Source organism: Mucilaginibacter pineti (genome assembly GCF_900101875.1).
GTDB classification, from domain to species: domain Bacteria; phylum Bacteroidota; class Bacteroidia; order Sphingobacteriales; family Sphingobacteriaceae; genus Mucilaginibacter; species Mucilaginibacter pineti.
This window is the reverse complement of the sequence record NZ_FNAI01000025.1, coordinates 17,566-41,242: the sequence shown is the minus strand read 5'-3', so window position 1 is coordinate 41,242 and position 23,677 is coordinate 17,566. Positions and strand designations below refer to the sequence as shown.

Here is a 23,677-nt window from a genome sequence, read left to right as displayed (position 1 = left end):
TTGCCCTAACTGAAGGCTGGCAGAAGAAAAAAATATTTTTTTATGTATAAAAGAGAAAAAATAACCATTTTTATATAAACGCTTTACATAGGAGGGTACATAAACAGGCGGTTGTTGTTTTGTTTTTTTTTGCCCGCCTGCCCTTGACATTTCACCCGGCTCCGCGCTTTTAGTTGCTTAAGCGGTGAAAATGGGTAGGTGTGCGTTATTGACTTGCAAGGCGGGAATGTCCGCTTCCATAACCGTTCCGGCGGCTTTGGTTTGGCGGTAAAGCCGTTTCCGCTTATATTTGGCGTTCGCGGCCGTTTAAATTATACCGGTACAATAATTACAATATGACCAGAGCAGATGTAATCGCAGCGATAGCCGCGAAAACAGGAATAGACAAGGAACCAACCGAAGCCATCGTAGCGGGCTTTTTTAAAGTTGTTATAGCATCCCTCGAAAAGGGAGACAATGTGTTTGTCCGTGGTTTCGGTACTTTCCTGGTGAAAAAGAGGGCGGCGAAAGTTGGCCGGAATATCACCCAAAACACCGCCATTCAAATACCCGAAAGTTATATACCGGCCTTTAGGCCAGGCGATGATTTTAAGAATGAGGTGAAGGCCGCCTTAGAAAATCATACCGCTTAGCAGCATCAGATCGTGGCTAAAGTACAAATAGGTATAAGCAATGATGTTTAGGACAGATCAGGAGGCCGTTCAGACGGCTTCCTGATCTGCTGTTGTAAACTCCATGAGCTTTTCCGCCATGCTTTTCTTTGCATCCTTTTCAAAGCCTTTCCAGTAATTTTGTGTCGTGTTCATGGTAGTATGCCCTAAAGCTTCCTGTGCAAATTCCAGCCCCATTGTACGGGTGGCCTGTGTGGTAAACGAGTGGCGGGCGACCATCGTGCCTAACTTAAATGATAAACCTAACTGATCGACCAGCTTTTGCATGTGCTGGTTAACGAAGCGGATAAAATTTTGGTTGACCTTGTGCCTGTCTTTGGCTGACATGCTTGTTTGGAATATGGGAAATACATAGTCGTTGGGCTTGCCTTTTTCATTAGCGTACTTTTTAATAAACGCTTTGATATGGCTGGTCAGCGGGACGACAATGGGCGCTGGGTCTTCCTTTGTGGTATTTTTGGTTTTATGCCTTAAAAATGAAAAGTAAGTATCATGAATATCTTTGAACTTTAATTCAGCAATATCCCTGAAATTCATGCCGTTGCACTGGTAACTGAAAAACCAAAAATCCCTGGCTTTTTCCATAAAGCTGTCTGTAGAGACATCTGCACGGTACAGGGCGTTAAGATCGGGAGTTTCTAATGCTTTTTTTACATTTTTGCCGTTAGGGATTTTATAGGTTTTAAAGGGATAAAGTTCGGGGGAAATATCACCGGCGGCAATCGCCTTATTAAAGATCGCCCTTAAATTCCGCATATAAATACCAACGGTGGTTTTGGAGTTGTTTTTTGAAACCATCCACTGTTCATATTTGTTTAAAACGTCCGCTGAAAGAGCGGTAAAGGGGATATGCGTAACCGGACTTTTTTTACCCTCACTTAAATAAGCTGTAATAGATTTTATGCTGCAATCGTAACTCGACGCTGTTCCGATCTGCTCGTTTTTGTCCAGTACCTTTACATAGTTCGCGAAATGCTCGATCACATTATTAGCACTGGCTTTAGTACGGAACATCTTGCGCTCAAATTTTTCAAAGGTGAAGTTGTCGCCTAAATCTTTAGCCAGGTCAGCGGCTTTTTGTATAACGGCATCCAGTTCGATTTTGAGGTCTTTGTTTTCCCCTCTTGGCTTCGCAGCGAGATAGGACTGTTCAAACTGTTCTTTGCTCAATTTATAATCCGTGCCGTACCACCGCTCCATTTTGGCAGTAAAGTAAACGTGTAATTTTAATGGGTATGTTCCATTTTTTAATGCACGCCTGGTGTCGAGGTAAAGAGAAACTTCAGCTTTCATAATAAATACGATTAAAATGAATAAATTTGCAGAATAAAACAACCAATTAAAACTTACTTATCTACATAAGTAGCTGATGTTTAATTACTTGCTTATTACAAATATAAGTATAATCATTCAATTATTTGCAGAAAATTTGCAGAAAAACAGGCAACAAATCACAAAAAACTGCAAACCATCAATATTGTATTTTTACATAAAATGCTGATAATCAATACATAACAAGAAATTGCAAACTATCAATAATTGCCTATAATTGACTGTTAATCAGAGGGTCGCTGGTTCGAGCCCAGCCTCAGGAGCAAAAGCCCCACACGTCCGTGGGGCTTTTTTTTTCAATAAAAAAGCCATTTTTGATGCAGTTGTGCAGGTTTTTGTCGCTTTGACAAAGATTTTCGTCTATCGATTCAATCGGGGGCTATATCAATCAATTTTTCAGTTTCGCACAGTTTTTTGTTAAACTTCACGAATTTGTGTTACAGTTGTGTTACAACTGTGTTACAGGATTCGTGGCTAAATTTTTTGAGCAATGGCCACATTCAGCGCTAAAGTTTTTAAACACCACAAAAAAGCAGATGGAACGTACAACGTTAAAATCTGTATCAGTCATAACAGAGATCGCCGGTATATTGATACCGTGCATTATGTTAATGACAAAAAGTTAACCAAGGATCTTACAATTAAAGATCCATTTCTAAATACTTTTATTAACGCCACGTTAGACGACTACCGTGCCGCGGCGAGTAAACTCGGCAAACGTTTGGATTTTTTTGATGTTGAAAATCTGCGCGATTTTTTGCTGAATAAAGATCAGGTTATTGATTTTATAAAATTCTGTCAGATTCACCTCGACGCCCTTAAAGCAAATGATCAAACCAAAAGTGAAGCCAACTATAAGACTGTCCGTAATAGCCTCAGTGACTTTGTAAGAGGACAGCCCCTACCGATAGAAAATATTACTGTTAGTTTTATTGGGACTTACGAACGCTATCTGCGGAATGAGCGCGAAATGGTTCGGAAGGACCAGTTCGGCAGGGAATACAAAATGAAAGGTAAAGCGTTAGGTGATGCAAGTGTTCATTGTTACTTAAGAGATTTCCAGGGCTTCTTTACCGCCGCGATGACATTCTATAATAAGCCCTCATTAGGTTTAATTCCTATCACTTATAATCCATTTGAGGAATATAAGATTGTGGAAGCACCAACAACTGAAAAGCGTAACCTTTCAACGGAACAACTACTGAAAGTTAAAAATGCTATTCCTTTACCTGGGAGCCGAGCGGAGTTAGCACAAAAGCTATCCCTGCTTTCCTTTTACTTATGTGGCATTAATGCTGTGGATCTTTATAAAATGCAATATGAGATCGTTAATGGCAGGGTCGAATACAAACGCTCGAAGACCAGAGGAAAAAGGAAGGACCAAGCATTTATTAGCATCAAACTGGTGCCGGAAGCAGTTGACCTTTTGAAATACGCTTCCACACTACCTGAAAGGTATGCCTCAATTACTAACCTTAATCAAGCGTTGAGCAGAGGCATGGTAAAGTTATCTACGCTCACCAAAACTCCAGGATTGCAGTACTATAAATTTCGTCATACATTCGGCACCCTGGCCAGAAATGAATGTAAAATCCCGAAGGATAATATTGCAGAGGCATTGAACCATGTAGATCATGGTAAAAAAACCACCGATATTTACTTAGCGAAAGACTGGACTATCATTGACGAAGTTCAAATCGCAGTCATACGATATGTTAGGCGCGTGGAAATGAAACTAAAAGGAACGGCCGTGCGATCTACGAGGCCGATCTTTGCGCACATTCAGTTACCTAAATTAACAACTTAAATGCATAATAAAGGGTGCCGGTAGCGCACCCTTTATTTTATCCAACAAGCATAGATAAAGTTAAGTGTTGATTTCAAAAAAGCTGAGTGGGGCTTGCTGGAAAGGTCGTTAGGGACGTCCACCCTGGAAAGCGAGTAAATCGGGGTAATTAGTGACTAATTTTTTTTAAAACTTCTGTTTTTAACACTTTTGCCACCTTATTTAAAGCCGATTATTTACTTTGCGCTAATTTTTTGTTAAATTCGTTTAAACAAACAAAGAATAATGGCGGCATTTAGCAGCCTTCCTGATGATAAATTGGTGCTGTTGCTAAAACAAGGTAATGAATCTGCTTTGTCCGCGCTGTACCTTCGTTACTGGGATAAATTATTGATCGTTGCCACAAACCGCCTGGACGATCCGGCAGAAGCAGAAGAATGCGTACAGGATGTTTTTTTTCGCCTTTGGCAACGCCGTGAAGAACTTCAATTATCGCATAGCTTAGCTACTTATCTGGCCGTAGCCGTAAAATACCGGGTGATCAACGCAATGGATAAGCAATACCGCTTACGTACCCGTATGGAACGGAGTTATGCTGATCTGGTCGAAACTAGTGTTTTTTCTGCGGAAGATTATATGCTCGAAAAGGAGTTGTCAGAACAGATCGCCAATGCAGTTAATCAACTTCCTGAAAAATGCCGTGTTGTTTTTAAACTGAGTCGCGAACAAGGCTTAACCCATAAACAAATTGCGGCTGAGCTGGATATTTCTGAAAAAACGGTCGAAGCTCATATTTCTAAAGCCATGAAAGATATTCGTGGTAATTTAGCTACTACCGTACCGGCATTTGTGGCTTACATAATCAGCCAGCATTTATAAAATCCTGTCCGTTACTTCCCCCTCTCCGCCAATAATTTACAAAAACTTCATTTTATTTTAATATCGACTAAGGGTGTTTTCGATTTTTTCTGACTATAGGAAAAAATGAATTAATGGAAGCGCAAAATCGTAAGGAATATTTGCAGGAACTGGCCCACAAAGCAAAACAGGGCGGCCTCACTGACGAAGAACAAGCTTTTTTTGATACCTGGTATAATAGCTATAAAGACGAGTTATTAGAACTGCCGGAAGATTATGCGCGAAATTCAAACGTGATCCGCGACCGCATGCTCAAAAACCTGAAACAACGGGTAAAGGCAGATAAGACAGAACATGGTCGGATCATTCCTATCTATTGGCGACGCACCGCCGTTGCAGCATCTATCCTGCTTTGCTTAGGATTAGGATTCTATGAATATACTGCTCATCGAAATAAAACAACTACGCCAATAGTTGCGAAAACTAAAGTGCTGGATTTGCCACCGGGCGGTAATCAGGCTACTTTGACTTTAGCAGGTGGCCGTAAAATTATTTTAACCAATCAACTCCAAGGGCAGATCGCTACCCAAGGTAATACCGCTATACAAGCCAAATCAGGCACCATTGCTTATAGTGCCACCAGCAATGACCAAACTGCTATCGCCTATAACACTTTATCAACGACCAGGGGTCAGCAATCGCCGGTTCCATTGGTTTTAGCGGACGGCACCAAGGTCTGGCTGAATGCGGCTTCTTCAATTACTTTCCCGACTGCTTTTAATGAAAAGAACCGCGAGGTGAAGATTACGGGCGAGGTATATTTTGAAGTAATACACAACGAAAATAAACCACCTTTAAGGATAATTGCCAACGGGCAGGTAGTGCAAGATATTGGTACCAAATTCAATATCAATGCCTATGCCGATGAACCGGTTGTCAAAACGACTTTACTGGAAGGCAGTGTACAGCTAACGGCTGGAAACGCTGTAAAAACCTTAAATCCTGGTCAGCAAGCCAAAGTTAAAAACGGCACAATCAAGATCGTACCGGATGCGGATACGGAAGAAGCGATTGCCTGGCACAAGGGTTTATTCAAATTTAATGATGCAGATATTCCGTCGGTGATGCGTCAGTTAGCGCGCTGGTATGATGTAGACATTACTTATGAGGGTAAAGTTTCAGACCGTCAGTTTTCGGGTAAGATTTACCGAAATATCAGTGCCTTGAAAGTCTCGGATATTTTAAGCTATAACGATATCCATTTCCGGATCGAGGGCAAGAAAATTATTGTAGAACCATAAGTACACCTAATTATAAAGATGAAGATTAACCCCTAAAATAAGAAAGGAAACTATGGAAAAAACAGACTAAGCAAAAGCAGCAAGGTGCCTTACGAAAAAACCGCATCCCGACAGCGAATCAGGATACGGAATAAGTTGGGTTAACCCTCCCGATAAATCGGGAAAATATCAATTGGAACATTGTATTCACGTATACCCAACAATTACAAAAGTAATGAAATTAAACGCTTTTACTAAGGCCATGCCTAACGCGTGGCTTCCCAAAAGATTTCTCATAAATGGCTCCCTTAAAAGACAAATAGCGAAGACCATGAAATTAACGACACTGCTACTGATTGTGGCCCTCATGCAGGTCAGTGCTAAAGGGTTCAGCCAGAAAATTAATTTGAATGCAACGAATGTGCCCTTGGAAAAGGTGTTGCACAATATTGAATCCCAAACCGGTTATGTGTTTTTCTTTGACTCGAAACTGGTGAAACAGAATGTGTCGGTTAAGGTGAGCGATGCGTCGATAACTGATGCCTTAACTGCTTGTTTAAAGGGCAGTTCGTTGACTTTTCAAATCGCTGATAAGACGATTTTTATTAGGAAAAAGAAAGAACAGGTGCCTGCTCCTAATGTTGCACCGGTCGATAAAACTATAAAGGGTTCCGTGGTAGATACTACAGGTACGACAATTCCCGGTGCTACGATTAAAGTAAAAAACTCCGGTTTAAGTGTAATGACGGACGGCCGCGGTGAATTTACATTGACGGTGCCTGATAATGCCGTGTTGGTAATATCTTCAATTGGTTTTGAAAGCAGGGAGGTTTTTGTTCCTGCTGACGGGCAATTAAGGGTTGTGCTTCATCAAAGTGTATCGAAATTGGATGAAGTACAAGTGATTGCATATGGCACAACTACTCATAGATTAAGCACTGGCGACATTACAACGGTAAAAGCGGCGGAAATTGAGAACCAACCTGTATCAAACCCTATGGCCGCATTGCAAGGACGCGTGGCGGGTTTGGTAATCACACAGACCAGCGGTGTTGCTGGCTCTGCATTTAAGATTCAACTTCGCGGGCAAAGTTCATTAGATCGTACGCTTTCCCAAACTAATCCCTTATTTATAATTGATGGTGTTCCCTTTGAAAGCGGTAATTCGATAAGTAATCAGATTAACTCCGCTGCTAACAACCCGGTATCGGTTAGTAGTGGCGGATTGAGCCCTTTAAATTCAATTAATCCTCAAGATATTGAAAGCATTGATGTACTTAAAGATGCTGATGCAACAGCTATTTATGGAAGTCGCGGTGCCAACGGTGTTATTTTGATTACGACAAAAAAAGGCAAACCGGGCAGAACAGTTGTCAATATCAACGCAAATTCCGGTGTAAGTAAAGTCAGCAGAACAATGGATATGTTAAATACCCAGCAGTACGTTCAGATACGTAAAGAGGCTTTAGCAAATGACGGACTTGTACCAAGTACAAATCCTTCTGACCCGGGGTATGCACCTGATATTACATTATGGGATACTTCAAGATATACTGATTTTAAAAAATTGCTAATAGGAAATACCGCAAAATACACAAACATACAAGGCTCTATATCTGGAGGGAATAATAATACCCAATTTCGCATTGGCGGAAATTATCATAGAGAGACAACCGTTTATTCAGACAATTTTGCAGATAAAATCGGCTCTTTTAACGTTAACTTAAATCACACCTCTCTTAACGGAAAATTCAATTTGCAGTTTAGTAGTATTTTTTCCAGTGATAACAATCAACTTCCGGCAACTGATTTAACGAAATTCGTTAATCTCCCGCCAAATTTGTTATTATATAATAATGCTGGAAACCTAAATTGGCAAGATAATGGGGTTACATTCGCCAGTTTGAATTTAACAAACCCGCTTGCAGTTTTTAATAAAAGGTATACAAGCACTAATGATAACCTTTCAAGTAATCTTGGATTAAATTACACCATTATTTCAGGTCTTGTAATTAAAGCTAATTTGGGCTATAACGCATTTAACGTTAATGAACATTCTGCAATACCGTCGACCGCGATAGACGCTACCACCTCGACCTTGCCTTCATCTGAATTTGGTAATTCGACAAATAAAAGTTGGATTATTGAACCGCAGATTCAATATGCCCGTAATTTCTTCTTTGGCAAATTTGACTTTTTGATTGGTAGTACTTTTCAGGAAAAATCAGGTCGTTCCTCCTACCAATATGGCACCAATTATAATTCAGACTTGTTGCTGAACTCTATAGCCGCAGCTGGGGTTATTACCGCTAAAAATGATGCTGCACTTTACCATTATAACGCTTTTTTTGGGAGAATTAATTATAACTATGAAGACAAATATATCGTTAATATCACCGGAAGACGCGATGGAAGTAGCCGATTTGGTCCTGACAAGCAATGGGCCAACTTTGGAGCAATTGGTTTAGTTTGGATTTTTACATCGGAGAGCTTTCTAAAAGATCAAATACCATTTTTAAGTTTTGGGAAACTTCGCGGAAGTTATGGGACTACAGGTAATGATCAGATTGGCGATTATAAATACCTTAATTTATGGACGAATACCACTAATGGATACAATGGTATTCCAGGATTGACACCACAAAGTTTATATAATCCAAACTACAGGTGGGAGGTAAATAAAAAACTGGAAGCAGCTATAGAACTTGGTTTCTTAAGAGATCGTATTTTAGTCAATGTTGACTATTACAGAAACAGGTCCAGTAATCAACTCATTCGATATTCACTTCCAAATCAAACCGGGTTTAGTAGCGTAATAAAGAATTTCCCTGGGTTAGTACAAAATACAGGTATTGAATTAAGTGTTAACACCCGAAACATCACAACGCCGTCCTTTAATTGGACTACCGCATTTAATATTTCGATCCCTAAAAATAAGCTGATCTCTTTCCCTGGATTAAGTACCTCCAGTTATGCGAATCAATACGTCGAGGGCAAGTCTTTAAGCGTAATTCGTGGATTCAAATATTTGGGAGTTGATCCACAAACCGGGTTATATACTTTTGAAGATGTTAACAAGGATGGGCAGATTTATGACGGAGATTATCAATATTTTGGCAACACAGACCCGAAATTTTTAGGAGGATTGCAAAATACCATAACCTACAAAAAAATTGAATTGTCTTTTTTCTTTCAGTTTACTAAACAAACTGGCGCAAATTATATCAGTCAGTTGGCAAGTTCTTCTCCCGGAAGTATTATTAATCAGCCGTCGCTGATTTTAGGCCGTTGGCGTGCTCCTGGCGATAATTCTGAAATTCAAAAAGTCGGCGCGTCTTTTGATAGCCCAGCAAATTCAACGATAGCGGCATTAAGTCTATCTAATGGCGCTTACACAGATGCGTCCTTTATCAAATTAAAAAACGTTGCGCTTTCGTATAGTCTGCCTGCTTCAATACTTCAACCGTTAAAGGTTAGCAAATGCCGCTTGTATTTGGAAATGCAAAATGTATTTACACTCACCAATTATAAAGGTGCAGACCCCGAGCAACAGAATTTTTACGCACTTCCCCCACTTCGGACAATTGTTGCCGGTTTACAACTTAATTTTTAATCCAATGAAAAGAATTTACTATCTATACAGCATTGTCGTTGGTCTTTCGGCATTGTTAACGATTACGTCATCTTGTAAAAAGTTTGTAGAAATAAGCCCGCCCGAAACACAGGCTGAACTAAGCAAGATTTTCGCTGACGATCAAACCGCTAATTCGGCTACTGTGGGACTTTATTCTCAAATGCTCGGAGGTAGCCTGAGCTTTTGTAATGGCGGCATCACGCTCTATGCTGCGTTGTCATCAGATGAGCTTACAAACCTTAGCAGTAATTCAAATTACGATCCCTTCAAAACAAACAGCCTTTTGTCAAGCACATCTATAATAAATAGCACTTTTTGGATAGGACCATATAAAAATATCTATCAGATCAATGCTATTTTAGAAGGTTTACAAAATTCAAAAACGCTTTCGGCAAATCTAAAAGATCAACTTCAAGGTGAGATGCTATACTCCCGGGCCTTACATTACTTTTATTTGGTGAATCTTTATGGAGAGGTTCCTTTGGTTACCGGAACGGATTATCAGGTTAATGCAGTAATGCCTCGTACTACCGTGGATAAGATTTACGATCAGATCATTGCTGATTTAAAACAAGCTCATACCCTTTTATCAAATAGTTACGCATCTTCAACTAATCAACGACCAAACAGAGATGCAGCTGCTGCTCTGCTTGCCCGCGTAGATCTTTATAAGGGTAATTGGGCTGAATCGGAATCAATGGCGACAGAAGTAATTAATTCCGGCCGGTACACATTAGAGAGTTTAACAAATGCTTTTGTATCCACATCTAAGGAGACGATCTATCAAATTTCTAAACAAACGGGTAATGTTTCCGAAGCATCTTCCTTTATACCATCATCTACAACAGCCAAACCAACATTTTCAATTGGGTCTAATTTGATGGCTGCTTTTGAGTCCGGCGACAATAGAAAAACCACATGGTTAAAAAGCAATACTGTTAGTGGTGTGGCTTATTATTATCCCTATAAGTATAAAGTAAGAACTAGTACACCGATTACAGAATATTTAGTGATAATGCGGTTGGCCGAGCAGTATTTAATACGTGCTGAAGCGCGTGCAAACTTGAACAATCTAAGTTCGGCAATTGATGATATTGATAAAATTCGTTCACGCGCAGGTTTGCTAACAATAAAAAGTCAAAATCCGGCTATCGGGAAAAGCGATTTATTAATAGCTATTTTAAAGGAGCGTCAAACGGAGTTGTTTACAGAGTGGGGAAACCGGTGGTTTGATTTAAAACGCACCGGAAACGCTGATGCAATTCTTGCGCCCATAAAAGCACCAAACTGGCAATCTACTGACAAGTTGTATCCTATTCCAAGTCCGCAAATTTTAGTAAACCCTTTTTTGACTCAAAACAATGGCTATACCAATTAACATAAAAATGAAAAGATTATTTATCGGTATTTGGCTGGTATATATGACTAAAGTAGCGTGGGCGCAACAATCTGACATTGTCTATCCAGAAGTGGGTAAGCAAATGCCAGCCATTAATTTAGCGCATGTTAAGTATTATAATAAGAACAAAGTGACTTTAGATGATTTTAAAGGCCAGTGGTTAGTTCTTGACTTCTTTGGTGCTCATTGCGGTACATGCATAGAGTCACTACCAAGAACTGATAGTTTGCAAAAGAAATTTAAAAAAGACATAAAATTTCTTTTAGTCGGATATACAGGTTCCCAATATGTAAAAAAATCGGACGATATTTTAATTAGGAAAACCTATGAACGCAACAGGAAGCAAGAACATTTGAATCTTTCCATTGCCTACGATTCGTTGTTGTTTCACAGATTCGACATTTGGACTGTGCCCTATATCATTGTAATTAATCCAAATGGAATAGTAAAAGGGATAACTTATAAAGTTACCGAGCAAAACTTAAACGATCTTCTTGCTGATAAAGATGTTTCCATGCCCATTGCATACCGTAATACCGAGAGAAGGAAAATGATAAAAGCAAAATATGGCAAGAAATAACCAACGATATAAATCAACAAAGACAATGTTATTACTCCTCGATCTAAACATTTAAAACATAAAGGCTGCCTCATATTTGTGAGGTAGTCCTTTATCAACATGAATAAGTGTTTTTAATAAAATGCTTGTTGGGCCTTTGCTTTATATAGGGTTGTTTACCTTATTGTGGGCGCTTAAAGATAGCGCTAAATTATTGCTCCGTCGCGGATCAGGTGCAAATTTCGGGCTGCGGGAATGAGATCGGGTAGTTGGGTGAAGGCCGGGAAAGAGGAAAAGGTTTAGGCGGGATGGGCGTTGGTTAAGGCAGTAGTTTTTTCAGATAAGTATGCCGGAATGCCCGGCATACTTATTTGGAGTTTTAATTAAACTGTGCAGTTTAAGGTACCTGTAGTTGGTGTCAATGCGCTTGAGTTAGGTGGATCAGGGCATACTGATGCTGAATGTGCTACTACATTTTTTTTGAAAGTGAACGCTGTTTTGCGGTTCAGTTTCACGTTTTGATTTTGAATTTTCATGATGTAATGAATTAACGGGTTTAAAGTATTTATTGTATTAAAATTAAGAGTTTAAGGGTGTTGTAGCGAGGTTTTTATATGTAAAGGTGGATTGGGTAGATGTAAACCGTGATTGAGTATATGAAGTGGTTTTAAGGCTGTTTTTTATTAAGTTTTATACGATTAAAACAATGATGATCAACTGTTATATTGTGAATAGAGAACCGGCTGCACTGGGCTTATTAAGCCAGCATGTGGGGAAAACCTCAGGACTGAAATTGATCGGTTGTAATAGTGATCCGCTGGATGCAGTGGCGAAGATCGGCCGTTCGGAAGTGATACCTGATATGGTGTTTTTGGATAGCGAGGTGTTGCGGGGATCGAACATGTTGAAAGTGCGCTCGGCCTTGCTGGACAGGGATACCCAAGTAGTGTTTTCTTCACTGGATAATGATCTGGCGGCTGCTGCTTTTGACTGGGATGCCGTAGATTATTTACAGCAGCCCGTATCTTATGAGCGTTTTTTAAGGTGTATTAATAAAGTGAAAGAGAGGTTTGGGCTGATCAACCAAGTGATAGAACGTGCGAATGCCTCTTGCTTTTTTATACAAAGCGATGGTAAGGGTAAGCTGATCAGGGTCGCTAAGGAAAGGATCGTGTATGTGGAAAGTGCGCTGAATTACCTGCATATCCATTTGGATACCAGTTCACATGCGACCTATCTCCCCATCAAAGAGATGGAAGAAAATTTATCGGGCGGGCCTTTTATAAGAGTGCATAAGTCTTTTATCATTAACCTGGACAAGATCAATGTGGTGGAAGGTAATATGATCCATTTAAATAATGGCAAAACGATTGTGTTGGGTCCAAATTACCGGAAAGATTTCTTTGAGCGCATCGGCTCACTGGTGATGAAAAGTAAGAAGTGATTCCGGCAGCCTGACCTGGTGCTTTAATTCGATTGATAAAGCTGGTGTAAAAATAGTAATGCCTGCCGGTAAATGACCGGCAGGCATTTTTGATATGTTGAGTTAGGCAATTACTCCATAACCACTGCCGTTGCCGTTGCTTTGGCCCGGTGTAGTTCTTTGAGCAGGAAGTAATAGATCATCATTTCATGAACGCGCTGGTTACTGCTGAATAAGCGGTTAACGTGCATGTGAATCAGGCTGCCGAATAACGATCGTCTTTTAATGGTTTTGATTTGCCCCAGATTATAAATAAAGGATTTTTTAAAGGTTTGGTAATGGTGATGCTGTTCCGATGTAAGTTCCACAGGGCTATGTACTTTGTATTGTTTATAAGCATTATTCAATTCTTTAAAGTCGCTTGTTTCGATATGATGCTCGGCATTAAAAGAGTTGGAAAATTTGTTGACGATGTAAAGAAATTCTTTTTCGTCAAAAAGCTCGGCCTCTTTTACGGCTAAAGCCAGATTGATGACTAAAGCGTATTTACCATTGGGGGATAGCTGGTTAGTAATGAGGCTAAGGATATAGGCGCTGTCAGTGTTAAAATGGTTTTCTATCTCGGTCATGGTCGCCCAGCCATAACGCTCGGTTTCCCGTTTATAGGTTTTAAGCAGGAGCTCGGAGATGGTGCCCGACTGAATATCATCTTGCAATAAACCAGTTAATGCGCTAATCAAGTAATAACCGTCTTTAATATGCTTCATTTGAACCCGGAAGCGGATATGTTCACCGTTTTCGCTGTAGCGGATAAAGAACCACTTATGGATATGATTTCGGTATTGTTGCAGGAACTGACTGATCTGATTGGCCAATAGTTCATCGGAACGTTGGGGATGGCAATAGATTTCCCAGTAAAGCCAGTCTTGGCCAGGAGGGGTGATCTGTTGCACTTTTGGATCAGGCGATTCTGGTAGCGGATGCGAGCCACTTTTATAGATGGCTTCACTATGGGTCAGGCTCATTAAGAGTTGGGCATAGTAAGGCTGGTCTTTAGCGTCGCGAATAAGGCTGTTTTCAGGAATGAATGCTTCTTCGATATAAATGTTTTTATGCTTTTTGAGGTATTGACTAAAGGCATACATATCAGCTTCAGATCTAAGATCAAAGCATAACGTCTGATCTGCCAATCCAGCTTTGAAATAACGTGAAGCACCAATTTGTTGTAAATAGGCTCCAATTGTGTTTGTACCTATGTCTTTAGCGTTTACCTTCCATTTAGCCGGTGCCAGGATAAGGTTACGATACTGCATCCTCGGATAATATGCGCCGTCTGGTAAAAGGTTCTGCAAACCGGCCGCCGTTAAGCCAGCTTGTACACCTTGGCTTTGTAGATCGCAAAGCAAGCGAAACAGAGCCAGGTCGGAACGAGTATGATTATAGGCACTGCTCAAGCGCGGTATCAAACGTTTATTATATTGTTTTGACCAGAGATATAAATTGCTCCCCAGTACGGAAATGGTAAGATCATCTAACGTTAGCGGCGTGGCCGAAGTATCATAATTCAATATACTCAATTGCAGCGGGTAGATTTTATTTCGCCGACTGACATTATCGATTTTCTTTTCCGCGATATAAGCGATATCAAAAAACAAGACATCAGGATTTGCTGCCTGTTCCAGTTCGGCCAAGTTTCTGCATGTTTGAGTAACGGCGGCACCCGTGTGAGTGAAACGGCCAAGCATACTGTTAGCGGTAACATTGCCAATGGAATCGATACAGATTAGGTCGTCGACAATAGAGCATAGCAGGCTAAAAGTATTAGGTAAGGGTAATGCTTCAGTTATTTCAGGGGTTTCCTGCTGAATTTGTTCCAGTCGGAGAATGGGAATAGTTCCGGGTATTTGCTGGGTAACTTGTGCTAAAAGCGCTTTTTTTAATTGATCATAAGATCGCTCGTTTTTGCTTTTGTTGGCTTTGGCCCGCTTGCCTGCGAACTTGGTGACCAGTTCTTCACCTTCGCCGGCCTGGGCCAAGTCATCATAGCCTATTCCGGTTTCGGGGTCAAGGGCTTGTAAAAGCGGGATTTCTTCGGTGCCAAATCGCTGGCTGAATTTACTAGCAAATTGTTGCAGGGAAATATTTTCAGGTACGGGAATTAATTGCTGCAAAATAGGGATGAGTTTTTGCAGGTCTTTAAACAGGTTTTCGTTGAGTGCGCCGGATACTAATTTGCGTTCGGCTAAAATACAGGCATCGTTGTACCGTGCAACGGGGTGCTTGATCCGCTGGAAATAATCTTGCCCGATAATATTGGGGTGCAGTTCGGTGATGAGCAATTGCAGTTCGATGAGCTGGTCTAAAAACTCGATAGGGTCATCTAAAGGATGACCTTTTTCGTTAAGCGATTGAATAAGCTGGGTAAAGCTGACCGGCTGGGCGCAGGTTTGAAGAATCGCGATCACGGTTTCATAATAACCAATTTCGGAAAGCTGGAACTGGCCGTCAATAAAGCTGATATAACGGATGACATCCTTGATGACATAATAGCTGCTGTTGGCGAACAGCTTTAAGTTTTGTTCGGCAATGATAGCGGCGCTGATCTTTACGTCTTCTTTATGCGGCCAATCTACGTAGGTATGCAGGATTTGTTCATCCGAAATGAGAAGGTTGGAGGGTTGATTACCGGGTTTGACCTCGCACAGGCCCACCCCTGCAAAACTCGCGAATGGCGTCGGCCGGTACTTCGCCCGGTTAAAGTATTTCCAGATCGAAAACAGGGTGGCAGGCGGCAAGCGATCTAAGTCGTCCTTTGCGGTATCCTTGATCAGCCCGTAAAATTCCGGCGACGACAAGGCGATAGCTGCTTTCAGTTCTTCCCAGGAATCTGCAAGTGTGGCATTTAATGGAAACCGGGGAATGCGGTAAAGTACCTGTGGATGGATATTGAGTTTCATAGCAGTACGGGTCTTTTTAATTTCCAATTTAATTATCGGCAGCCGCATTTTATAGTTTTCGATATGAAACGAACGATTCGGTAGATGAAAACAAGGGTTCGCTATAGATAATTTTTGAACACTTTTTTTATTGAATTTTATTTCAAAACGGACTAAGGGTGCTTGCTTTTTTTTCTGACTATGGGGTTAAATAATGCGAATCAGGCATTAATGACATCCATGAAAAAAAGAGATTTATTCAAAAATACAGTGTTGGCCTTATTGCTCATTGGCAGCTCGAAATTAACCGCTCAGGTACTGCACCCGATCAAATGGAGCTATGCCGCGAAAAAAGGCAATAATGGTGAAGCCGTAGTTTTCCTGAAAGCGGAGATCGAAGATGGCTGGCATATCTATTCCACCAGGCAGAAAGACGGTGGGCCGGTAAAGACCTCGTTCACTTTTAAGCCGCTGACAGGCTATGCCTTACTGGGTAAGGTTTCAGAACCGGCACCGGTTACCAAGTACGAGCCGAGCTTCGCGATGAACGTGCATTACTTCGAGCATTCGGTAGTCTTTCAGCAAAAGATAAAGCTGAAACATGCACAGACTGAAGTGAAAGGGCAACTGGAATTTATGGTGTGCAACGATCAAAAATGTCTGCCGCCCGAAGATGTGGATTTCAGTATCCCAGTCAAATAGTTAGCGATATATCACCGGGACAAATAAATGATGCAGGGCATAAATCAGTAAAGTATGAAGCAAGCCGAACCCTTTTTTAACCAATGGATATTACAGATGACTGCATATTCGCTGGTTTGGCCCTGCTGATTATCGTTTTGCTCTATGTAATTATAAAAATGATCTGGAACCGCATCAATGGTCGTGACGAACTTGATGGGTTCTTTTAAAAACACTCCCCGTTCTTACCCATTTCTTCATTTAGTTAATATGAGAGAGAGTTAAATAGTTAAGTTAATAAATTCAAAGATGCCTGTTGATGGAGCGGCAGGCATCTTTATTAGTTTTTACATCTTGATAATGATCGGCTGGTACTGCGATTATTCAAATAAAATCTATCGATTTGAAACGTCGCCTGCCTTTTCAGAAAATGTTAGTGGATGTACCTATCCAGGTTATCCGGATCAGTGATTTTTATGATTCTTCCTCTTTCCAGCCACACCGCCATAATTTTTTAATGCTGCTTTGGGTAACCAAAGGCACGGGCGTTCACCAGGTTAATTTCAAAACGGTGAACTTGGAACCGGGTTGTTTAGTATTTGTCCGCGAGGAACAGGTCCATCGGGTCATTGAGCAGCCCGAAGATGGCTGGATGATCTTATTCTTACCACCGCTATTCAGAACATTTATTCAGCAGTACCCTGCCCAGGATCAGCACGGTTTATTTGATATTTTAAGCCGGACGCCTGATGTGGCCATGGATGCGGCAACAACCCTGATCTTTGAAAGAATAGTGCCCTTATTGGAACAATTGGCACGTACCCACCCACTCGACCCGGTGATTGCCAACTATTTGGCGATCCTGCTTTATCACGCGAATCAGCTCAGTATTCCGATCCAGACTTTGGCCATACATCCGGCACAAGTGGAACAGATCAGGCAATTAAAGAATTTGATCGAAGCCAATTTTATCGTTGAGCGGCATACGGCCTTTTACGCCCGGAAATTGGGTATCGTAGACCGCAAGCTCAACGAATTAACGATGAAGTTAACGGGTAAAATCGTACAGGATCTGATCTATGACCGTTTGCTTTCGGAGGCCGAAGCCTTGCTGGGAACTACCGCTCTAAGTATTAAAGAGATCATTTATGAACTGCGCTTCGTCAATAACACGCACTTCGCTTTCTTTTTCAAAAAGCGGAGAGGTATGACCCCAAGTGCTTTCCGCAAAATGGTAAAATGATAGTCAACTACCTGCAAACCGATTACGTTTTTGCTTTGCATTAGTATCGAAATTTGAATTAATCAATCAGGCGCTTTAATTCTCTAACCGGAGAATTAAAGCAAAATTCAGATACCTATGAAACAGATCAATTATGAAAAAGCAAGCTTCAAGGATTTTGAGAATATCCCGGAGCTCGACCCGTTTGGCTGGGCCGATGAATTCGACAAATATGTAAAGGACTGGGACAGCCGCGGCCACTGGAATTATCGTCAGTTAAGTTTGAATGGTTGCAGGCCCGAAGTCGAAATGGATATTCCTGGCATTGCGAATAGAAACTTCGTGGCACTGGTTTTCAATGACTATTTGGGTTTTACCCAGCACCCGAAAGTGAAAGCTGCCGCCATTGCGGGGATTGAAAAATACGGTGCCGGAGCCGCGGCCAGCCCGGCCATTGGTGGCCATTTTGAGTATCATCACCAGATCGAAGAAAAGATCGCCCGATTCTTTAAAAGGGAAAGCGCCATGATCTACACGACTGGTTATACGGCGAACAGCGCAACCTTTCAGGCTTTGCTCAAAGAGGGCGATATCGCGATCCTGGATATGGGCGTCCACGCCAGTGTGATTGAAGGCTGCCAGCTAACGGCCAAGAAAACCTTTCCGCATAATGATATGGATGCTCTGGAAAGAATCCTGAAATCCACCAAAGACAAATACCGCACGCGCATGGTGATCATCGATGGCGTTTACTCGCAGGAAGCCGACATCGCCAAGCTGGATGAGATTGTTAAACTTTGTAAGCAATATGGGGCCTATCTCGCGATGGATGATGCACATGGCGTAGGTGTGATCGGACAGACCGGTCGCGGGGTGATCGAACTGCATGACCTTTACCAGGAAGTGGATATCATTACCGGTACTTTCAGTAAGACCTTCGCGCATTTAGGCGGCTACGTGATTGCCGACCCTAAACTGATCAATTTTTTGAAGTTTCAGGCACGCCAGCATATCTTTTCAGTTACCGCTACACCGGCGTCAACGGCGATATTAAAAAGTATCGATCTGATTGATGAGGAGCCATTTTGGAAAGATAAATTATGGGAGAATATCGATCATCTGAAAAGCGGATTAAAAACATTGGGGTTTAATACCGGGAACACGCAATCTGCCGTCATCCCAGTGATGACCGGCGATCCGCAATTTAACGCGGAGATCTGCCACCTGCTAATGGAGGCGGGTATCTACGCTAACCAGATCGGCTATCCCGCGGTGCCGCGCAACAATGCCCGCATCCGTATGAGTGTGATGGCGACGCATACCATCGCGCACATGGATCAGGTATTAAATGCTTTTGAATGGATCGACGGCAAATTAAATATCACCAAAAAACATGGGTACCCGCAGGACAGCGTGTAAAGAACGCGATTCCGCGCAAACGCAGCGGGAGTTTCTCGATGCTGTGGGCCGGCTTTTCCGAAAGCAGGGCTTCAAGGCTTTGACTACGGGTAAGATCGCCCGGGAAACCGGGAAAGATAAGAAGCTGATCCTTTACCATTTTGGTAGCCTGGATGGTTTGCTGGAAGCTTACATCACGGATAAAGATTACTGGCCGCCTTTCTTTGTACGTTTTCGCTTAGGGGATGAACCAGGAAGTTCAGCGGTACAGGAATTGTTCACCGAACTGATGAAAGAGAATTTTAAGTTCTTTAAAGCAAACCCGGAAATGCAGCAGATCATTCTCTGGCAGATCAGCGAGCACAATGACTTACTGCGCAAGGTTTCTGATGCCCGCGAAGTGGCCGGTGCGAAGATTTTAGCGATGGCCGATCCTTTTTTTGAAGGTAGCGGCATCAATATCCGGATGGTGATGGCGATCCTTTTGGGTGGCATTTACTATTCGGTACTGCACAGCCAGCAGAATAAAAGTACAGTTAGCGGCATAGATGTCAATCGCTTAGCTGACCAGCGCGCGATGCTCAAAACCATCGGACAGGTCCTGGATTGGGCCTGGCAGGCGGCAGCGCAAAAACAAATGACGAAATAAATGGAATAACTATATTTACGGAGGATTTAACATGCAAGTAAAAGACAGAGATAAGCATACATAACATATTATAAGATTTAGCATTCACATTTCTTGGCCTTGAAAAACTGGTAATTTTAAAGGAGAGTCAAGAGCAAGTGCAATGCCCGCGAAAACGCGGGCGTGCTTGTTCATGGCTCTCCGGGTATACCAGTACCTTCAAGGCCTGAACTTGCACTAACCCGTGTTTTCGCTTTTTATAAGATCACCCCGGTCCTTTATTAAAAAGCAATTATGACCTGAACCAATTGCTTTGTCACAATTCATTGCTAAAAGGGATTGGCCCCGAAAAATTGAACTTTACTGACCCCTGTTTGAACGGCAGCCCGGCTGATCGTAAGGACAAACTACGTTCATTTTTTTGAGGTTGGCTGATCTGATAACTAACGAATTGTTGTACTAAAATCTACTACCTATGATTCTTGAATTTTGCCAGGAACGTTACGCGGCCCTGGAAGAAGAACTGGCTCTTTTTTCCGAAATGGGCATCCTGCCCGTGAAGAAATTGAGCGGCGGGCTGAACAGTATTACCCTTGCGCTGGAAGAACTTCGTGCATTCATCTTGACCCACCCCTTTCAAGATGCTGGCGAGGAGATCGAGTTCTTTAAATATGAGAAGCCCCGCTTTTTTGCCAAGCAAATTTTCCTGCTGGAACAATTTACCATTGAGAGCCAAAAACCGCCAGAAGACACGGACTTGCAGCGTACTTATTATCAGAATGAGCTTAAATTTGTGCTCCGCTTCTTTGAGCAATATAAATTCCAGTACGGCTATTTTGAGATGGGTGCAACCGAACTGGATGATAAATATTTCCTGCGCAATGCCGGCCCGATTAGTATGATCATGCCCGTGTTGCCTGACCGCGACCCGGAATTTTCGACCAATGCCGATTACCTGTTTGCCAAATTCATCGCTTATGAAAAATTACAGGACTTTATCATTAAACAACTTTGGGACTTGAGCCATCCCAACCTGGAGCAACCGTTGGCGAGTCGCAAATTTTCAGTTGATCTAAAATGGACGGGCGATAGCATCAACCTAGTGGAGGTCGCTTATGGCATCTGGCTGACCGGGCAGGTTAACCACGGAAACGCCACCATTACCGAGATCATCGAGTTACTGGAAGAAGCCTTCCACGTTAAGATCGGACGGCCTTTTCGCCGCTGGACCGAAATTGCCCAGCGCAAGATGGTCAGCCCTACTAAATATATAGACCATTGTAAAGCCGAGATCCTCAAAAGGATCGATGACGGCAACAAATAAATCTTTGGTACCGACCTAACAAGGCACCAAAACACCCCCTCAAATCGGGCAACCTTTGTTCCGTGCCACGCAGAAAACCAATAACAAATAGCGTGGTGCGGAAATGCTGATGATGCTGAAAGAGTTGTCCTCCTTACTAAAAACGGCAGTGACTGCGGGCGCGAACAAAGCGCTCGCAACCTGCTGCCCATCCCAAGGCAGGCTAACCAAAGCCCAGGCTTACCGCCGCTTCGGCCGCTACAATGTGGACCGTTGGCTAAGCGAAGGCCTGATCGAACTCACCTCAGTGAACCCATCCATTTCCAAAAAAACTTTTGACCGCGCAAAACTGGAAGCCATTGCGGCTTCCAGCAACCGCGTAACCTATCTGCCAGTGGCAGAGCGGTAAGGTGCAGTTGCTGCACCGCTCGTTATTTGACATCGGGGGAAGAAACATTGCCCTGCTTAGCCGCAGGGAATTTTGCGAAGGTGAGATCATATCAATAAACCGAAAGCGCATTGGCAGGCGACGGCCCGGATCGTAGGATCTGACGCGAGTATTCCCGAATTAAAAGCCCATTGGACGAGCGCAGCTGTGCTCATCCAATGGGCTTTTTGTGTTTATACCAATCCCAAATTTTATGGACATTACCATCTCTACCCACCACCTTACCCTGCTGATCGAGCAGGCCGCTGAAATGGGCGCTAAACACGCGCTCACCCAAACCGGCCGTCTTAAACCCTATCTCAAAAAATCAGAAGCATTCCGTCAGTTCGGTCGCCGGAACGTTGAGCACTGGATCGAAGATGCCTTGCTTATCCCACGCAAAGATGGCGACCATTCGGCAGCCTTGCGGTTGGAACGAATAGAACTTGAAGCAATTTCGGCGGCCGAGGATCTGCTGTTTTACTTCCACTATAAGTAGCTGACAATCAGTTTATAATATTCTTAAATAAATCCATAAACACCTCATGAACAACCTTTTAAATGCAGCCGACATCAAAGAACAGGTGTCGCTGGTTGACCTCTTATCCCGCCTCGGGCATGAACCTGTACGGCGGACCGGCAAAGAATTGTTATACCTCAGCATGCTGCGGGAATCCGACACAAAACCATCCTTCGCGGTTAACGAAGTGTTGAATGTTTGGTTTGATCATGGCAGCGGTAAAGGCGGCAACATTGTAGATTTTGGCGTGGCGTACTGGCCGATGACATCCTTCATAGACGTGCTGCACAAGATCCAGTCCACCGTCAAACAGGAGATCGTCCCGAACCATATCCGGGAAAACGCCCGTCAGCGAATGCCGGTCAAAATTCCCCATTACGAAATTGAAGACGTTAAGGATATGGGCAATAATGCCGCGATCGCCTGGTACATCAAAGACCGGGGTATCGGTCAGATCGGTCAGGACAAACTCAAAGAAGTTTACTATTACGTGGAAGATCAGAAGAAATTACGCAAACACTTCTTCGCAGCAGGCTGGCAAAACGAACTCGGTGGCTGGGAAGTGCGGAATAGATACTTCAAAGGTTGCCTTGGCCATAAAGCCCACACTGTTATACAAGGCAATGCTGAAAAGCTGGTCGTCTTTGAAGGGTATCTTGATTACCTCAGCTGGATGACAGAGAATGAGGAAAGTAACGCCAGCATTTTAGTGCTGAATACCCTCTCCCTTTTAGAGGCAGGCATCAGGCGCGCCAAGGCTTATCCCGAGATCGATCTTTATTTTGACCGCGATAAATCCGGGCACAAGGCCTCACTCACTTTCCAAGCTTCCATTCCGTATGCACAGGATCGTTCCGCGATTTATGACGGGTTCAAAGATTATAATGACCGTCTGAAAGCCGGATTAAGAAATGCAGCTTCCGTTTCTTTTCAGCCCGAAACCGAAGCGGTCCGCCGGACTTCATTCTCCAGATAGCGGTTGTTCAGGGACAACGCTGTTTTGTTGTCCAGCTATATAGCTGTTCCTTGGTTTTTATCCTTGCAAGATGTCTTTTTGTCCGACGAAAAATGCGGTTCGCATTTTCCAGCCGGCCAAAAAGAAACTTGCCTTCAACCGCCGCGCGGACTGAAGGAATATCGAAAACTTCGCAACTCGTTTTCTCTGATGGGAACTAAGCTTAAAGGCCGGCCACAACTGACCGAAGGTAAGCGGATCAAAAAAATAGATGCCCGCTTTACCGAAAAAGAATATGCGGTCGTACTAGACCTGGAAAAACAATTGGACATCCGGAAAACCGACCTGATCCGCCTGCGGGTTCTGCACCAGGCGCAGCACGTTTTGGTTAACGCCAAAGAAATGATTAGCCTGCTGGACAAAATCGGCGCGGAACTCGGTCGATCCGGGAACAACATCAATCAACTGGCGCGTTACGCCAATATCCTGAAAAAGCAGGGCACGCTATCACCGGTTGTGGCCGAACGTTTTAATTTCCTTTTTGCGATTTACCTTGAACAGCAAAAAACTTTGGAAGTGGCGCTCCGCAAGATTATTCGGATGCTCGGCACCTGATTCTCCTGAACATTTTAATACATATCCTCATAAAATTTCAAACCAAACAT

At 42.6% G+C, this 23,677-nt stretch carries 20 protein-coding genes; 18 read left to right on the top strand and 2 right to left on the bottom strand.

Translation table 11 applies throughout. The annotated features are described in order from the left end of the window. The first annotated feature begins 335 nt into the window (after positions 1–335). Positions 336–632 (top strand): HU family DNA-binding protein, encoded by a 297-nt coding sequence (locus tag BLS59_RS29790; RefSeq protein WP_091157315.1) that lies wholly within the window; start codon positions 336–338, stop codon positions 630–632. 69 nt (positions 633–701) lie between these two features. Here BLS59_RS29790 and BLS59_RS29785 read toward each other — a convergent pair whose 3' ends face one another. Beyond that, complete coding sequence (locus BLS59_RS29785; RefSeq protein WP_091157311.1) at positions 702–1,964, bottom strand: site-specific integrase; 1,263 nt, start codon at positions 1,962–1,964, stop codon at positions 702–704. A gap of 529 nt (positions 1,965–2,493) precedes the next feature. Between BLS59_RS29785 and BLS59_RS29780 the strand changes: the two genes are divergently transcribed. From BLS59_RS29780 to BLS59_RS29750, 7 genes are all read left to right on the top strand, one after another. Continuing rightward, complete coding sequence (locus tag BLS59_RS29780) at positions 2,494–3,810, top strand: phage integrase SAM-like domain-containing protein (RefSeq protein WP_091157309.1); 1,317 nt, start codon at positions 2,494–2,496, stop codon at positions 3,808–3,810. Positions 3,811–4,074: 264 nt separating this feature from the next. Further along, positions 4,075–4,668, top strand: a complete 594-nt coding sequence (locus BLS59_RS29775; protein ID WP_091157307.1) for an RNA polymerase sigma-70 factor — start codon at positions 4,075–4,077, stop codon at positions 4,666–4,668. A 113-nt stretch (positions 4,669–4,781) separates the two neighbouring features. Beyond that, positions 4,782–5,948 (top strand): FecR domain-containing protein, encoded by a 1,167-nt coding sequence (locus tag BLS59_RS29770; RefSeq protein WP_091157305.1) that lies wholly within the window; start codon positions 4,782–4,784, stop codon positions 5,946–5,948. 214 nt (positions 5,949–6,162) lie between these two features. Then, positions 6,163–9,540 carry a TonB-dependent receptor gene (locus BLS59_RS29765; protein ID WP_091157304.1) on the top strand — a complete coding sequence of 1,126 codons (3,378 nt, stop codon included), beginning with the start codon at positions 6,163–6,165 and terminating at the stop codon, positions 9,538–9,540. A 4-nt stretch (positions 9,541–9,544) separates the two neighbouring features. Further along, positions 9,545–10,939, top strand: coding sequence for a RagB/SusD family nutrient uptake outer membrane protein (locus BLS59_RS29760; protein ID WP_162842814.1), 1,395 nt, complete (start codon positions 9,545–9,547; stop codon positions 10,937–10,939). A gap of 7 nt (positions 10,940–10,946) precedes the next feature. Further along, positions 10,947–11,540, top strand: a complete 594-nt coding sequence (locus BLS59_RS29755; RefSeq protein ID WP_162842813.1) for a TlpA family protein disulfide reductase — start codon at positions 10,947–10,949, stop codon at positions 11,538–11,540. Between the two features lie 706 nt (positions 11,541–12,246). Next, positions 12,247–12,963 carry a LytR/AlgR family response regulator transcription factor gene (locus BLS59_RS29750; RefSeq protein ID WP_162842812.1) on the top strand — a complete coding sequence of 239 codons (717 nt, stop codon included), beginning with the start codon at positions 12,247–12,249 and terminating at the stop codon, positions 12,961–12,963. 110 nt (positions 12,964–13,073) lie between these two features. On the opposite strand, the gene BLS59_RS29745 is transcribed toward BLS59_RS29750, so the two are convergent. Next, positions 13,074–15,899 carry a lantibiotic dehydratase gene (locus BLS59_RS29745; RefSeq protein ID WP_162842811.1) on the bottom strand — a complete coding sequence of 942 codons (2,826 nt, stop codon included), beginning with the start codon at positions 15,897–15,899 and terminating at the stop codon, positions 13,074–13,076. Between the two features lie 219 nt (positions 15,900–16,118). On the opposite strand from BLS59_RS29745, the gene BLS59_RS29740 reads away from it, so the two are divergent. The 10 genes from BLS59_RS29740 (at position 16,119) to mobC (ending at position 23,627) form a co-directional block, all read left to right on the top strand. Beyond that, a complete protein-coding gene (locus tag BLS59_RS29740; protein WP_091157320.1) occupies positions 16,119–16,580 on the top strand; it encodes a protein-disulfide reductase DsbD N-terminal domain-containing protein in 462 nt (153 codons plus the stop codon). Between the two features lie 83 nt (positions 16,581–16,663). Next, a complete protein-coding gene (locus tag BLS59_RS32585; protein ID WP_262492982.1) occupies positions 16,664–16,789 on the top strand; it encodes a hypothetical protein in 126 nt (41 codons plus the stop codon). Positions 16,790–16,962: 173 nt separating this feature from the next. Then, a complete protein-coding gene (locus BLS59_RS29735) occupies positions 16,963–17,802 on the top strand; it encodes a helix-turn-helix domain-containing protein (RefSeq protein WP_143014281.1) in 840 nt (279 codons plus the stop codon). A 117-nt stretch (positions 17,803–17,919) separates the two neighbouring features. Beyond that, entirely contained in the window at positions 17,920–19,200 is a 1,281-nt protein-coding gene (locus BLS59_RS29730; protein ID WP_091157290.1) for an aminotransferase class I/II-fold pyridoxal phosphate-dependent enzyme, read from the top strand. Beyond that, positions 19,175–19,828, top strand: a complete 654-nt coding sequence (locus tag BLS59_RS29725; RefSeq protein ID WP_091157288.1) for a TetR/AcrR family transcriptional regulator — start codon at positions 19,175–19,177, stop codon at positions 19,826–19,828. The genes BLS59_RS29730 and BLS59_RS29725 overlap by 26 nt, the downstream gene beginning before the upstream one ends. A gap of 454 nt (positions 19,829–20,282) precedes the next feature. Then, positions 20,283–21,131 (top strand): RteC domain-containing protein, encoded by an 849-nt coding sequence (locus BLS59_RS29720; protein WP_091157285.1) that lies wholly within the window; start codon positions 20,283–20,285, stop codon positions 21,129–21,131. Positions 21,132–21,240: 109 nt separating this feature from the next. Beyond that, positions 21,241–21,519: a hypothetical protein gene (locus tag BLS59_RS29715; RefSeq protein WP_143014280.1), complete on the top strand. Its 279-nt coding sequence runs from the start codon at positions 21,241–21,243 to the stop codon at positions 21,517–21,519. Between the two features lie 208 nt (positions 21,520–21,727). Further along, on the top strand, positions 21,728–22,036 hold the full coding sequence (locus BLS59_RS29710) for a hypothetical protein (protein ID WP_240315386.1): 309 nt from the start codon (positions 21,728–21,730) through the stop codon (positions 22,034–22,036). Positions 22,037–22,082: 46 nt separating this feature from the next. Further along, a complete protein-coding gene (locus BLS59_RS29705) occupies positions 22,083–23,033 on the top strand; it encodes a toprim domain-containing protein (protein ID WP_091157277.1) in 951 nt (316 codons plus the stop codon). A 78-nt stretch (positions 23,034–23,111) separates the two neighbouring features. After that, positions 23,112–23,627, top strand: coding sequence for a plasmid mobilization relaxosome protein MobC (gene mobC, locus BLS59_RS29700; protein ID WP_240315385.1), 516 nt, complete (start codon positions 23,112–23,114; stop codon positions 23,625–23,627). Positions 23,628–23,677 lie beyond the last annotated feature (50 nt).

What these genes read in the sequence shown, in the direction of transcription:
- BLS59_RS29790 (WP_091157315.1), top strand. Translation starts at nt 336, where the DNA reads ATGACCAGAGCAGATGTAATCGCAGCGATAGCCGCGAAAACAGGAATA.
- BLS59_RS29785 (WP_091157311.1), bottom strand. Translation starts at nt 1,964, where the DNA reads ATGAAAGCTGAAGTTTCTCTTTACCTCGACACCAGGCGTGCATTAAAA.
- BLS59_RS29780 (WP_091157309.1), top strand. Translation starts at nt 2,494, where the DNA reads ATGGCCACATTCAGCGCTAAAGTTTTTAAACACCACAAAAAAGCAGAT.
- BLS59_RS29775 (WP_091157307.1), top strand. Translation starts at nt 4,075, where the DNA reads ATGGCGGCATTTAGCAGCCTTCCTGATGATAAATTGGTGCTGTTGCTA.
- BLS59_RS29770 (WP_091157305.1), top strand. Translation starts at nt 4,782, where the DNA reads ATGGAAGCGCAAAATCGTAAGGAATATTTGCAGGAACTGGCCCACAAA.
- BLS59_RS29765 (WP_091157304.1), top strand. Translation starts at nt 6,163, where the DNA reads ATGAAATTAAACGCTTTTACTAAGGCCATGCCTAACGCGTGGCTTCCC.
- BLS59_RS29760 (WP_162842814.1), top strand. Translation starts at nt 9,545, where the DNA reads ATGAAAAGAATTTACTATCTATACAGCATTGTCGTTGGTCTTTCGGCA.
- BLS59_RS29755 (WP_162842813.1), top strand. Translation starts at nt 10,947, where the DNA reads ATGAAAAGATTATTTATCGGTATTTGGCTGGTATATATGACTAAAGTA.
- BLS59_RS29745 (WP_162842811.1), bottom strand. Translation starts at nt 15,899, where the DNA reads ATGAAACTCAATATCCATCCACAGGTACTTTACCGCATTCCCCGGTTT.
- BLS59_RS29740 (WP_091157320.1), top strand. Translation starts at nt 16,119, where the DNA reads ATGAAAAAAAGAGATTTATTCAAAAATACAGTGTTGGCCTTATTGCTC.
- BLS59_RS32585 (WP_262492982.1), top strand. Translation starts at nt 16,664, where the DNA reads ATGGATATTACAGATGACTGCATATTCGCTGGTTTGGCCCTGCTGATT.
- BLS59_RS29730 (WP_091157290.1), top strand. Translation starts at nt 17,920, where the DNA reads ATGAAACAGATCAATTATGAAAAAGCAAGCTTCAAGGATTTTGAGAAT.
- BLS59_RS29725 (WP_091157288.1), top strand. Translation starts at nt 19,175, where the DNA reads ATGGGTACCCGCAGGACAGCGTGTAAAGAACGCGATTCCGCGCAAACG.
- BLS59_RS29720 (WP_091157285.1), top strand. Translation starts at nt 20,283, where the DNA reads ATGATTCTTGAATTTTGCCAGGAACGTTACGCGGCCCTGGAAGAAGAA.
- BLS59_RS29715 (WP_143014280.1), top strand. Translation starts at nt 21,241, where the DNA reads ATGATGCTGAAAGAGTTGTCCTCCTTACTAAAAACGGCAGTGACTGCG.
- BLS59_RS29705 (WP_091157277.1), top strand. Translation starts at nt 22,083, where the DNA reads ATGAACAACCTTTTAAATGCAGCCGACATCAAAGAACAGGTGTCGCTG.